Raw genomic sequence first — 12,678 nt, forward strand, 5'->3', positions numbered from 1 at the left:
CCGTCACTGGAACCGCTAAGCCTCGTTGCGGTACCCCGTGGGGGAGTTCCCGAACGCTGCCCTGAAGATTCTGCTGAAGTGGGCGGCGTCGGTGAACCCCCACCGTGCCGCGATCGCCGTCACTGGTCGGTCAGCCAGGACGGGATCCCGGAGGTCGCGGCGGCATCGTTCCAGTCGCCGTTGCCGGATGGAGGAGGCCACCGTTGTTCCGATTTCCTGGAAGAGATCGTGGAGGTGCCGCGTGGAGATGTAGTGGGCTGAAGCGATGGTTCCCGGGGAGAGCCCGGGGTCGCCAAGGTTGGCCTCTATGTAGTCGTGGATCCGCCCCAGCAGCAGCAGGTGCGGGTCGCGTCCAGTGTCGATGAGCTGGTCCAGTTCGCCATTGAAGAGCGTGGTGACAAGGTCCAATGCGTTATGGACCAGCCTGAGCCCGTTGGTCCCGGAGAGCGCTTCGAGGTTGTCAGCGAGCTTCACCAGGAAGGGGCTGATGAGCTCGCCCAGGCCTTCGTCTCCCGGAATCCGCAGTGCCGTCACGTGCCCCATGGCCTCGGCGGGCAAGTCGAGCAGAACGTGGGGGAACATCAGCACCAAGGTGCGGAAGTCGTCGTCGAACGTGAGTTGGTAGGGACGGGAGGTGTCATAGATGGAGAGGTCGCCGGGCCGAAGCACCGCTTCGCGTTCATCCTGGACCAAGCGTCCGGAACCGCTGAGCTGGATGCTGAGCTTGAAAAAGCGTCCTGTGGATTTTGCAATCAGCTCCAGTGTGCGGAGGACGGTGTGGGGGCCGGCCTTGATCTCCACGACTGAAATTTGTCCCAGCACCCGTGCCCGCATGGTTCCGTGGAATGTTGAATCGCGGGGCCCCGTTGCCAGCAGTGGCACGAAGGAGGTGGAGATGGCCCGACTCCATTCCTGAAAGGACTCCGCCACGATTGTTTCCACGGTTGTGGGGCCTGTATCAGCCGCGACAGTCATTAAACTCCCTTTCAATGGCCCGCGCCGCCTCATGTCTTTCGACTTATTTGTCGACCAGTGGGCCATCGGAGAGGACGTGAGCTTGCCCACGATTCTACACCGGGCCTCCGTGCCGCGACGTGCGTGCGTCCACCGACAAACACCCTGCCGTGTGAGACAAGTCACTCGGTGCTTCCGCGGTGGAAGATTGCGGAATGACCGACACCGTGCCGCGTACATCTCCCGCGGCACCGAGGCAGGAGCACACTATGAGCGTGGACAACCCAGTTAAGGGCAGGACCGCCGGGCCCGCAAACACCAAGAGGCTTCTTGGGGTACCGGCTGTGACTTTCATGATTATCGCGGCCTCGGCGCCGCTGACCGTGCTGGCGGGCGGTGTGACTACGACGTTCGCTGTCACCGGAGTGATGGGTGTGCCCCTGTCCTTCCTGCTGTTGGGCGGCATTCTGGCGCTGTTCGCTGTGGGATATGCCGCCATGAGCCGCTATGTCACCAACGCAGGAGCTTTCTACGCCTACATTGCGCAAGGCATTTCCAGGCCGGCTGGAGTTGGCGCTTCCCTTGTGGCCCTGATGGCCTACAACCTGATGCAGGTTGGCATTTACGGCTTGTTCGGTTTCACGGTGTCCTCGCTCCTGTCGGCGCGGCTCGGCGTCACTGTTCCGTGGTGGATCCCCGTCCTGGTATGCATCGCCATCGTCGGGTGGCTGGGCGTGAACCGGGTGGACCTGTCTGCCAAGGTACTGGGCGTCCTGGTCGCCCTCGAGTTCCTGGTCGTCATCGTTTACGACGTCATCAGCCTGGCCGTCGCTCCCGAGGGGGTCAGTGCTGTGGCCTTCAGCCCGGAGAGCTTGTTCGTGCCGGGAATCGGTGCCGTACTCTCCTTTGGCATCGCTGCCTTCATGGGCTTCGAGTCCGCAGCCATCTACGGCGAGGAATCAAAGGATCCCCAGCGAACGGTCGCACGGGCAACGTTCGCTGCCGTGGGGATCATCGCCGTGTTCTATGCGGTTTCCGCATGGGCCATGACCGTGGGCGCAGGGCCCTCGGCGGTCATTGATTCAGCGGCCGCAAACGGCCCGGACATGATGTTCGCATTCCTTGGCGCCAACGGCGGAGTGCTGCTCAGCGACATCGCGCAGGTCCTTTTCGTCACCAGCCTCTTTGCTGCACTCGTCAGCTTCCACAACGCAGTGGCACGGTACTTCTTCTCGCTGGGCCGCGAGCGGGTCCTGCCCCCGGTGCTTGCCAAGGTCAGGCGGGGGAGCGGTGCGCCCTTCGCCGGTTCCCTCGCGCAGACGGTGATTGCCGTCGTCGTGACCGTAGCCTTCGCCATTGCCGGGGCGGGTTCCGAACTCGGCGAGCTGTACCCCGTACTGACGATGTTCACCTGGCTGACCAACAGTGGTGCCATGGGCCTGGTCTTGCTGATGACGGTGGTATCGGTGGCTGTCATCGGCTTCTTCCGCCGAAACCAGCACGGGGCCAGCCTCTGGGTCAGGGTCATTGCACCTGTCCTGGGATTCGTCCTCCTGGCAATTGTCTTCGTGCTCATCCTGGCCAACTTCAATGTCCTGCTTGGACAAACTGAATCCACCGCCGCATCGTTCGTTCTCCCTGCAGTGGTACTGCTGCCCGGAGTGGTGGGGGTCGTCTGGGGTTTGCGGCTTCGGCGCTCGCAGCCGGCCCTGTACGCACGGATCGGCCACGGCTCGGAAGACTGAGCCCCCAAGGAAAAGGCTGCCCCGGCGGACTCGACAGAGAGTCCGCCGGGGCAGCCTTTCGTGCTCCAGGGCTAGAGGGCCGGGTCCAGTTCCGGCCGGTGGTGGGTCATGCTGATCAACCTTCCGTGGGCGCCGAACGTGAAGTGCACTGGTTGCGTGCCTGACTCGTCCCAGCCGAACAAGCTGCCGTGGGAACGGATGGCATTGACATCGCGGTGGTCGGCAATCGTGACGGAACCGCAGGGAATAACCTTTTCGCGCCAGGTGAAGACGAAAATTCCCGGGCGGACCTGGAACACAGTGTTTGAATCGGTATCTGCCAGGCCCCGCTCAGGCCCGGCGAGGCACTGCCACGTGTACCAGGTGGGGCTGAGGTAGATGTGCTCGTAGGCGTGCGACTCGCTGTAAACCCACTCAACACGCCGTCCAATGAGTCCGGTGCTCTCGGCAATGGCTGCTCCGGCGGCGAAACCGTCCAGGGTGCCAGGCCGGAAATCGTGCTGGACTGCCACGCTGGACGGGGCCGGCTTTCCAAGCGTTGCGCCGATATACATCGCCGTTCCATTCGTGAGGTCCAGGACCAGGGAAATGGCGAGGTCCGGCTCCACGACGCTGTGCCACTGGGCGTAGTAGAGCTGCCCGGCCACGAGGAAAGCCTCGTAGGGAGCTGTTCCTGCCTGCCCGGCAGCTGCCCATTGCACTTCTTCGTCGTCGAAGCTGAACGTCATGGGGCCGCCATCGCCGCGGACCCGGAATTGTTGTCCCGCGAGGTCGTGCACTGTTGGGGCCTTGTTGGCATCGAAGCCAGGCGCAAGTCCTTCCAGGGGCAACCAGTTGGAGGTGTCAAGAAGATTCAGGCTCATGGGTTCCTTCTCGTACTCGAAGAGGGACAGGACGGGTGTCCTGCCCTTACTTGAGTATTCAGTTCCCGTTGCTGCCGGTCTTGTGCTGTGAAGCACGTTGTTTGACCCGTAAGGAAAGGTTCAGGCGAGCTGGCCTTCGATGCGGGCGGCGCTGGCAGCCAGTGCCTTGCCTACGGCGTCGGCGTCCTGGTCCAGGCGGATATAGACGACGGCGATCGCTGCCGGCCGTCCGCCCGGAACCTTGATGGGGGCGGCAATGGAGGACAGTCCGGCGATGACCTCGTCATGGCTGGTGGCGTAGCCGAGGCGGCGGGCTTCGTCGGCTTCGGGGCGGTAAGGGTTGCCGGCGCCCACCTGCTGCCAGCGCTCCTCGGTCATGGTTGACTGGATGGCTATTCCGGGAGCGCCGGTACTGACTGGGTGGCGGCTGCCGGGGTGTTGGGCGAGGGCGGCGCCGGAGTGCCGCGGCTCGACGGTGACCAGGGTGACGCATTCCTGGTGGTCCCACACGGCGACGAAGGCCGTCATGTGGAGGGTGTTGGCAAGTTGCGTCAGTTCGGGAAGGGCCGCGGTTTGAAGGTTCCGTGAGACGCCGCTGGCCAGGACCGCCAGGCCGGGGCCGGGCTGCACGCGTCCGGAGTCGTCACGCACCAGCAGGGAATGGTCCTCCAGGGTCCTGAGGATCCGATAGGCGACGGACCTGTGCACCCCCAACGCCTCCGTGAGCTCTGCGATGGTGAGGGGCCGCTCGGCCGCGGCGAGGATTTCCAGCGCGCGGATTCCCCGTGAGAGCGTTTGCGACGGCGGTACCTGGGTTGTTGGTTCCGGTGGACCCTTGACGTCGCTGCGGGGATTCATGCGAACCATCCTATGTTGAAGGAACCTTCCAAGGGTCTGTGCTTTGGGTCACAGGCTGTAGTATTATTTCCTAACTGACCGTTCTGTCGGTTAATGCACGTCAAGCGCCGACCAGTCACTCTCACCCCATGGAGTTCCAATGACCGCAACTTCCACTGTCGACTCTCCGTCAGGACCCAGCAGCAAGCGTGAAGAGCGCCGGGTTTTGGCCGGGACACTGGTGGGCACCACCATTGAGTGGTACGACTTCTTCATCTTTGCCCAGCTCACGGCCACGCTCTTGGCGCCGCTGTTCCTATCTCCCTTGGAGAAGTCCAACCCGGGCGTTGCGCAGCTCTTGTCGTTCGCCACGATCGGTATCAGCTTCTTGTTCCGTCCTCTCGGGGCCTTTGTTGCCGGGCACCTCGGCGACAGGATGGGCCGCAAGGCCGTCCTGGTCATGACGCTGGTCATGATGGGCGCAGCTACGGCGCTCATTGGCTTGCTGCCCACGTACGCAACCATCGGTGTTTGGGCTCCGGTCCTGCTGATCACCCTGCGTGTGGTCCAGGGCTTCTCGGCGGGCGGTGAGTGGGGCGGTGCCGCACTCATGGCAGTGGAGCACGCGCCCATCAAGAAGCGCGGACTCTTCGGCGCCTACCCGCAGATCGGTGTGCCGATCGGCATGATCCTGGCCACCGGCCTGCTGTTCCTCCTCCAGTCGGGCATGTCCAAGGAAGACTTTGCGGCTTGGGGCTGGCGGGTGCCGTTCCTGCTGTCGGTGGTCCTTATTGTGGTGGGCTACCTCATCCGGCGTGCCGTTGGCGAAAGCCCTGTGTTCAAGGAAATTGCCCTGCGCAAGGCCGAAAGCAAGGCGCCCCTTGGAGACCTCTTCCGCAAGAATAAGAAGGAAGTTGTCCTCGCTGCACTGATCTTCATCGCCAACAACGCAGCCGGTTACCTGCTGATTGCCTTCTTCATCTCCTACGCCACCAGGACATTGAAGATGCCCACTCCGCAGGTGCTGTTGGCCACGACCGTCGCCTCATTTGGCTGGCTCATTTTCACCATGGTGGGCGGCTGGCTCTCCGACAAGATCGGGCGCGTCAAGACGTTCCTGATCGGGTACGGCTTGGTCTTCGCCTGGATGATTCCCATGTTCGTACTGATCGATTCCAAGGACATCGTGCTCTACGGAACCGCCCTGTTCGTCTTGACGATCGGCCTGGGCCTGTCCTACGGCCCGATGTCCGCGATGTATGCGGAGATGTTCCCCGCCCAGGTCCGCTACTCCGGAATCTCCATTGGGTACGCCTTGGGAGCAATCCTGGGCGGCGCCTTCGCACCGCTCATCGCCCAGGCGCTCCTGGACACCACCAAGTGGTCAGGCTCTGTTGGCATCTACATCATGGTCCTCTGCGTAATCTCCGCAATTGGCGTGATCCTCGCCAAGGAGACCCGCGGCCGGCCCCTGGGCTACAGCGTCCATCACTAGATCGGGGCATAGGAAAGGCGGGTGCGGTCCACAGCGGACCGCACCCGCCTTTGCATTGGAGAACGACGGCGCTTACTTGCGCCCGCCGGCTGTGGCGCCTTCCAACTGGCTCACCACGTCGGCATCGGACAATTGACCGAAGTGTTCGTAGAAGGCGCCCACGGCATGGAACTTACCCGGCGTGTGCAGGGCCATGACGAAATCGCTCACCCGTGCCAGCGACGTCGAGGCTTCCAGCGAGGCAACCGGTACTGCGGCTATTACGGTGCGTGCGCCGGCAGAACGAACTGCTTCCACGGCGGCCCGCATGGTGGCACCAGTGGCAAGTCCGTCATCCGCCAGCACTACGGTCTTCCCACGGAGGTCATGCCTGGTGCCCGGGTAGTTCTGCGCGCGCCGGAGGAGCTCGGAACGTTCGTGTGCTTCCACGGCATCGAGCGCGGATTGGGAGATGCCGTGGGCGAGGACGAGGTCCCTCAGTGGCTTGTTGACGATCCGGAGGACGTCGCCCTGAGACCATGCCAGTGCCCCAAAAGCCGTCTCGTCGCGACCCGGAATGCCGAGCTTGCGGACCAGGACCGCGCCGAAGGGCAGGTACAGTTCGGCCGCTGCCGCGGCGGCCACGGGGACTCCTCCACGTGCCAGGCCCAAGACGATGGTGTCCGGCTTTTCCCTGAGTTGCGGGAGGGCTTCAGCCAGGCGTCGACCGGCTTCCGCGCGGTCCTTGAAACGCATGCCCATCTGCTCCACTTCCACGTAAGTCGTTGCAGTTCCAAGCCTACCGTCCAGACCTTGCCCGGTAGCGTCTCCGCTGAAAGCATGGGCGTGTGAACAAGCCCATCGGATACTGGATCAAGAGGCTCGACGCCGCACTGGAAGCCCAACTGGACACCATCCTTGCCAAGATCAAGCTCAGCCGGCGCCAATGGCATACCCTCAGTGTCCTGTCCGAGGGCGCCATGCTCCCGGACCAGCTCGAGGAGTCTTTGCAGCCGTTGTGGGGAAACGACATCCGGATGCGGGAGAGGGAACTGGCAGCCCTCGTGGGCCGCGGAATGATCACCATGATTGATGACCGGCTGGTCCTGAGTGACCGTGGACGGGAAAAATACCACGAAGCCCAGCGGTTGGTGGAAGCGGCGCGTCAGGACCTTTCCATGGGCATCGGCATCGATGAGTACGCCATGGCCCTGAGCGTGTTGGAACGAATGAGCCTCAACGCGGAGCGGCTGGCCCGCTGACTTCCAGCCGGCAAAACCAGCCGCGCCCCACTGAGCCCTCCCAGGGAACGGGGGCCCTACACCCCAAGGAATTCGACAGCAGCTTCCTTGAACGCCCGGCTGGTGATGACGTTGGTGTGGGTGCGCCCTGGAATGACCAACGTTTCCACCAAACCGCCATGCCTGCCCGCAATCGAGGCGAGCTCCGGCATGGTGGCTGCCCTTTCATCCTTTTCGCCGGCAACGAGCAGGACGGGCATATGCGGGGCAGCTTCGGCAGGATCGAAAGGTTCCCCCTTGATGGCCTCAATGAGCGACAACATGGAGAAGAGGTTGTTGCTGGGAAGCATCTGTGCCATCTTCAGCAATCCGGCCGTGGACGCGTCCTCAATGGGCGTGCCGTCGGCCAAGTGCCGTTGCGCAGCGACGAGGTCGAAAGCTGCCAACGGATCCGCTGAGCTGGGTCCACCCAGGACGATGCGGTGGACAAGATCCGGCTGGGTGGCGCCGAACTCCCAAGCCAGCCTCGAGCCGAGCGAGTAGCCAATGACGTCCAGTCCCGTGGACGGGTCACCATCGCGCAGTGGCCGGGCTCCGGCGTCGGTCACTATCTGGAGGAGGTCAGCGCGTATGCGGCTGGGCGTGTACGAATCCAGGTCCTCGGGGGAGTGGCTCCTGCCATGGCCTGGCAGGTCTACGGTGATCACGCGACGGCCTGCATCCTGAAGGGTGGTGATCCAGCCGCTATCCACCCAGTTCAGTTTCGTGGAGGAAGAAAAGCCGTGGATCAGCAGGACGGGCCGCAGGCCGGCGTCCGTGGATGGCTCATGGACTTCCACGGACAGCCCGGGGTCCGTGCCCTCTACTGTGTGCCTGTGCTGTTCCATGGTGTGCCTGCCGGTCATCATGTCAGTCCTCATCGAGTACGGCGCTCAGGCGGACCCGGCGCTTGGGTGCTTCGTCCTTTGGAACAGTGCCCACGATACCGGCAGTATCATCCGGAACCTCGAACACGATCAGCGGTTCGCCAACGTTGATGGTGTCACCTGGCGCCCCGTGGATACGCACCACTTTACCCGCCTGCGGGCTGGGCAATTCGAGGGCCGACTTGGTGGTTTCAAGCTCCACTATCGGCTGGTTGCGTTCCACCTGCTGGCCGGGTTCCACCAGCCAATCCAGCACTGTCGCCTCGATCAGGCCTTCGCCCAAGTCGGGAAGGGGGAAGGAAATTTCAGCCACGGCGGTACTCCAGTACGCGTTGGATCCCAAAGAGGATGCGGTCGATGTTGGGGATGTATTCGTCCTCCAGGTCGCCGGAGGGGTAGGGAACGTCGAATCCGGTCACCCGCTCCACGGGCGCCTTCAGGGTTGCGAAGCAGCTTTGTGTGATGAGTTGGGCGACTTCGGCACCAAGTCCGGAGGTCAGGGGCGCCTCATGGACGACGACGGCGCGCCGCGTCTTCCCAACGGACCTCGCCAACGCATCGGCATCAATTGGCTTCAGCCAGCGCAGATCCAGGACCTCGACGTCGATGCCGTCCTCGGCTGCGAGTTCGGCAACCTGCAAGCAGCGGGAGACCATGGCCCCCCATGCCACCAGAGTGAGGTGGCGGCCTTCCCTCACCACGCGGGCGCCGGTGAGGCTGCCGCCGTCGTCTACTCCGGCGTCGTGCGTTGGGCCTTGGGCGGCACTGGCGACGTCCACGGGTCCCTTCTGCCAATAGCGCGATTTCGGCTCCATGAAGATCACCGGGTCCGGCCTGGTGGCAGCGTACTTGAGCAGATGGTAGGCGTCGTGCGTGTTTGATGGAGAGACAACTTTGAGGCCCGGGACGTGGGCGAAGAGCGCTTCCAGGCTCTCGCCATGGTGTTCAGGGGCGCGGATGCCGCCGAAGCTGGGGACCCGCAATGTGATGGGCATGGGCAGGGTTCCGCGGCTGCGGTAGTTCATCCGGGCGATCTGGCAAACGATCTGGTTGATGGCCGGGTAGGCGAAGCCGTCGAACTGGACCTCGGGAATGGGGTGGAAGCCGGCCATTGCGAGGCCAACCGACATGCCCAGGATGCCGGATTCAGCAAGCGGGGTGTCAAAAACGCGTTCCTCGCCATGCTTTGCCTGCAGGCCATCGGTGATACGGAAGACGCCACCCAGCCGGCCGCAGTCCTCCCCGAAGATGACGGTCTTGGGGTTTTCGGCCAAAACCTCGTCGAGGGCGCGGTTGAGGGCCTGCTGCATGGACATGTGCTGGACGTTTGCGGCGCCCGTATCAGTGCTGTTTCCACTGCTGCGATCAGTGGTGATGGTCTCAGGCATGTTCGGACTCCTCGCGCCACGAGGTGGCCTGGGATTGAAGGGCTGGTGTTGGTTCCTGGAAGACCAGGCTGAACATCTCGGCGCCGGGGCGTGGGCCGAGGTCGGCGATGCCGGCACGGATGGCTTCCACTTCATCTTCGGCCGCGCGCTGCGCCTCCGCGAAGAAGGCTGCATCCGCTACGCCTTCTGCGAGAAGCCGCTGTTTGAAGCGCTCCAGCGGATCCTCGCCGCCGTCGAGGCGTTCCTCCTCCAGGGTGCGGTAGCGGCCGGGATCGTCGGCGGTGGAGTGTGGGCCACGACGGTAGGTCATGGCTTCTATCACCACGGGGCCGTTCCCTGCGCGGCAATGCGCGAAAGCGGAACGTGTGGCTTCGAAGACAGCGACCACGTCGTTGCCATCGATCTGCAGGGAGGGGATTCCGTAACCGGCTGCTCGTGCGGCTACAGAGCCGCCCGCAACCTGGCGTTCGGTGGGGACCGAGATGGCCCAGCCGTTGTTCTGGATGAAGAAGACCACGGGGGCTTTCATGACCGCGGCGAAGTTCATGGCTTCGTGAACGTCACCCTGGGAGGAAGCGCCGTCACCGAAGTACGTCATGGCGACGCCCATCTCCGGCGCCCCGGAGAGGGTCTGTCCATGGGCCCAGCCCACAGCGTGCAAAACGGAACCGGCCACCACCGCCTGGATGGGAGCGAACCTGGACTCAAGCGGGTTGTACATGCCGCCGTGCCACGTGGCCTTGTGAGTAGACATATAGCCCACCATGTCCAGGCCCATCGCCCGGGCAACGCCCATTTCCCGGTAGGTGGGAAACACGAAGTCGCGGGTTCGGTCGACGGCATAGCCGCTGCCTACTTGCGCGGCTTCCTGGCCGAGCTCCGGCGCATAGCCAGGGATGATGCCCTGACGCTGCCAGGCGACGGCCGAGGAGTCCAGGTGCCGGACTGCTGCCATCAGCGTGTACAACTCACGGAGTTGATGGTGGGTGAGCGGGGCCGCGTCATCATCGACGGCGGCCAGCACGGGTTCTGTAGTCATGAGTGTGACCCTAGTCACCGGATCCTGCCATGCGCAATCAGCTCAGTTGGAACGGAACACTTTGTACAATTTGGACATAAAAGAAAGCCCTGCACGGTACAAACTGTGCAGGGCTTTCCATGGGTGGTGAGCAGGCAGTTACTCCACGGGCATGGACTGCCTGGAGGCCTTGGCCTTGGCGTTGATGAAGCACCCGGCGGCGATGGCGAGGATCAGGATGAAGGTGCCAATCAGCTGCCCGGCGCTTTCGGGGTTCGCAAAGCCGACCACCAGGATCAGGCCCAGCAGGATGAGGCCAAGGATGGTGAGGAAGGGGAAGCCCTTCATGCGCAGGGGCAGTTCCGTGCCCTCTTTGTCAGCCCTGCGGCGGAGAATGAACTGCGACACCAGCGCGGTGCCCCAGACCACCAGGCAGGTAGAGCCCACCAGGTTCAGGAGTGCCGGCAGGATTTTCTCCGGGAACAGCAATTCAAGGACGGTGGCGATGAAGCCGAAGGCAACCGAAATTCCGACGGCGGCAACGGGAACCTTGGAGCCGCTGAGGCGGGACAGGAAGCGGGGAGCTTCCCCGCGCTCCGAGAGGGAGAAGACCATCCTGGAGGCGCCGTACAGGTTGGCGTTGAGTGCAGAGAGCAGGGCGACGACGGCTACCAGGGTGATGGCTGCGCCGGCGCCGGGGATTCCGGCCAGGTCCAGGACTCCGGCAAACGGAGACTTCAGGCCTTCGGAACCAACGGGAAGGACGGCTGCGATGACGAAGACGGAGCCGATGTAGAAGACCAGGATGCGCCAGACAACCGTGCGGATGGCCTTGCCGACGCTATGGGCCGGGTTCTCGGTTTCGGCGGCCGCGACGCTGACGATCTCGGTTCCGCCAAAGGCGAAGATCACCACGAACAGTGCAGCGGCGATGCCACCGATGCCGTTGGGGGCAAAATCGCCGAAGGCCGAGAATCCGGGGGAAGGGACATTCGGCAACCAGCCAAAGAGCAGGGCGGCGCCGATGAGCAGGAAGATGACAATTGCTGCCACCTTTAGGATGGCGAACCAGAACTCGAACTCGCCGAAGTTGCGGACGCCCACAAGGTTGATGCCCGTGAAGACCACCATGAACACCAGGGCAAGGACCCATACGGGGATGACTGGCCAGATGGAGAACAGCAGGCCGGCCGCTCCAATGGCTTCGGCCGCGATGACCACCACCAGCTGAAGCCACCACAGCCAGCCGATGGTACCGCCGGCCGTCTTGCCCAGGGCCTTCTCTGCGTACACGGAGAAGGCGCCGCTGTTGGGGTTGGCAGCTGCCATCTCGCCAAGGGCCCACATGACCAGGATGATCAGCGTGCCGGCAACGAGGTAGGAGATAAGGACTGCCGGGCCGGCGGCCTGTACGCCCGCGCCGGAGCCGAGGAAGAGGCCGGCGCCAATCGCGCTGCCAAGTCCCATCATGGTCAGCTGGCGGGGTTTCAGCGAATGGCCGAGGCCGGATGTTGGCGCAGGAGCCGCGATGGACTTCGTTGTCATACGTGTCTACCTTCTATGGATTACATGCTGGTGTGGCGTGCCGGCCTCATGGGCCTGGCAAGCGGGCGTCGACGACGCAGCAAGAGCCGTGGAATAATTCTCGCAGTTTGTAAGATACATCACTTTTTGCTGTAGCGATGTGATGGGTAAGGATCCCCGGGGACAGGAACTTTGATGCTGGTCGATGCGCTTGATGCAAAAATTGTACGTTTCTTCACGGATTCACCGCGATCCTCAGTGCTGGAGGCATCCCGGGTGCTCAGGGTTGCCCGGGCTACCGTGCAGTCCCGGATTGACCGAATGATTGAAAACGGAGTCATTGGTTCGTGGGTTCCGCAGCCCGATCCGGCCAATTTTGGGTTCCCGGTAGTGGCGTTCTGTTCGGTCACCATCACCCAGGAGATTGGACATGACGCCATTATCGAAAGCCTGGGCGCCATCCCGGAAATCATCGAGGTCCACACGGTCACGGGGAACTCGGACCTCATGGTGCGGATTGCGGCGCGTTCCAACCCGGACATGCAGCGGGTGCTCGATGCCATGATCGCCACGAAGTCCGTGGTTCGGTGTTCGTCGGTGATTGTCCTGAACAGCCACATCCAAGGCCGGACACTGCCGCTGATGGAAGCTGCGGCGAAGCCCTTGTGACGTCAAGCATTTTGCCAAGTGCCCGGAGAGTCGTACCAT

The 12,678-nt window shown here is 63.2% G+C and carries 13 protein-coding genes; 4 read left to right on the top strand and 9 right to left on the bottom strand.

From position 1 onward, the window contains the following. Positions 1-15: 15 nt before the first annotated feature. A complete protein-coding gene (locus tag ACSSVG_RS18820; RefSeq protein ID WP_492415853.1) occupies positions 16-975 on the bottom strand; it encodes an AraC-like ligand-binding domain-containing protein in 960 nt (319 codons plus the stop codon). A gap of 248 nt (positions 976-1,223) precedes the next feature. On the opposite strand from ACSSVG_RS18820, the gene ACSSVG_RS18825 reads away from it, so the two are divergent. Further along, positions 1,224-2,699: an APC family permease gene (locus ACSSVG_RS18825; RefSeq protein WP_492415854.1), complete on the top strand. Its 1,476-nt coding sequence runs from the start codon at positions 1,224-1,226 to the stop codon at positions 2,697-2,699. A gap of 71 nt (positions 2,700-2,770) precedes the next feature. Here the strand turns inward: ACSSVG_RS18825 and ACSSVG_RS18830 are convergent, their stop codons facing one another. Both ACSSVG_RS18830 and ACSSVG_RS18835 read right to left on the bottom strand, forming a co-directional pair. Further along, positions 2,771-3,562, bottom strand: a complete 792-nt coding sequence (locus tag ACSSVG_RS18830) for a MoaF C-terminal domain-containing protein (RefSeq protein ID WP_492415855.1) — start codon at positions 3,560-3,562, stop codon at positions 2,771-2,773. A gap of 120 nt (positions 3,563-3,682) precedes the next feature. Then, positions 3,683-4,429, bottom strand: a complete 747-nt coding sequence (locus tag ACSSVG_RS18835; protein ID WP_374110806.1) for an IclR family transcriptional regulator — start codon at positions 4,427-4,429, stop codon at positions 3,683-3,685. Positions 4,430-4,559: 130 nt separating this feature from the next. Between ACSSVG_RS18835 and ACSSVG_RS18840 the strand changes: the two genes are divergently transcribed. After that, a complete protein-coding gene (locus ACSSVG_RS18840; RefSeq protein WP_231343467.1) occupies positions 4,560-5,894 on the top strand; it encodes an MFS transporter in 1,335 nt (444 codons plus the stop codon). 72 nt (positions 5,895-5,966) lie between these two features. Here the strand turns inward: ACSSVG_RS18840 and ACSSVG_RS18845 are convergent, their stop codons facing one another. Beyond that, complete coding sequence (locus ACSSVG_RS18845; protein ID WP_253468505.1) at positions 5,967-6,635, bottom strand: phosphoribosyltransferase; 669 nt, start codon at positions 6,633-6,635, stop codon at positions 5,967-5,969. 86 nt (positions 6,636-6,721) lie between these two features. Between ACSSVG_RS18845 and ACSSVG_RS18850 the strand changes: the two genes are divergently transcribed. Then, positions 6,722-7,135: a helix-turn-helix domain-containing protein gene (locus tag ACSSVG_RS18850; RefSeq protein ID WP_253468503.1), complete on the top strand. Its 414-nt coding sequence runs from the start codon at positions 6,722-6,724 to the stop codon at positions 7,133-7,135. A 56-nt stretch (positions 7,136-7,191) separates the two neighbouring features. Here ACSSVG_RS18850 and ACSSVG_RS18855 read toward each other — a convergent pair whose 3' ends face one another. The 5 genes from ACSSVG_RS18855 to ACSSVG_RS18875 all read right to left on the bottom strand — a co-directional run bounded on the left by ACSSVG_RS18855 (position 7,192) and on the right by ACSSVG_RS18875 (position 11,991). Continuing rightward, positions 7,192-8,022 carry an alpha/beta fold hydrolase gene (locus ACSSVG_RS18855; RefSeq protein WP_231339987.1) on the bottom strand — a complete coding sequence of 277 codons (831 nt, stop codon included), beginning with the start codon at positions 8,020-8,022 and terminating at the stop codon, positions 7,192-7,194. Between the two features lies 1 nt (position 8,023). Next, a complete protein-coding gene (locus ACSSVG_RS18860) occupies positions 8,024-8,353 on the bottom strand; it encodes a biotin/lipoyl-containing protein (RefSeq protein ID WP_017200407.1) in 330 nt (109 codons plus the stop codon). Further along, entirely contained in the window at positions 8,346-9,428 is a 1,083-nt protein-coding gene (locus ACSSVG_RS18865; protein ID WP_492415856.1) for an alpha-ketoacid dehydrogenase subunit beta, read from the bottom strand. The genes ACSSVG_RS18860 and ACSSVG_RS18865 overlap by 8 nt, the downstream gene beginning before the upstream one ends. After that, the gene (locus tag ACSSVG_RS18870) at positions 9,421-10,467 is read right to left on the bottom strand and encodes a thiamine pyrophosphate-dependent enzyme (protein ID WP_492415857.1); all 1,047 of its coding nucleotides are present in this window, start codon (positions 10,465-10,467) and stop codon (positions 9,421-9,423) included. The genes ACSSVG_RS18865 and ACSSVG_RS18870 overlap by 8 nt, the downstream gene beginning before the upstream one ends. A gap of 138 nt (positions 10,468-10,605) precedes the next feature. Next, positions 10,606-11,991: an amino acid permease gene (locus tag ACSSVG_RS18875; RefSeq protein ID WP_253468497.1), complete on the bottom strand. Its 1,386-nt coding sequence runs from the start codon at positions 11,989-11,991 to the stop codon at positions 10,606-10,608. Between the two features lie 174 nt (positions 11,992-12,165). Between ACSSVG_RS18875 and ACSSVG_RS18880 the strand changes: the two genes are divergently transcribed. After that, on the top strand, positions 12,166-12,639 hold the full coding sequence (locus ACSSVG_RS18880; RefSeq protein ID WP_231339983.1) for an Lrp/AsnC family transcriptional regulator: 474 nt from the start codon (positions 12,166-12,168) through the stop codon (positions 12,637-12,639). The last annotated feature ends 39 nt before the right edge of the window (positions 12,640-12,678 follow it).

The sequence above is a fragment of the Paenarthrobacter sp. E2MeOHC11 genome (genome assembly GCF_058744955.1).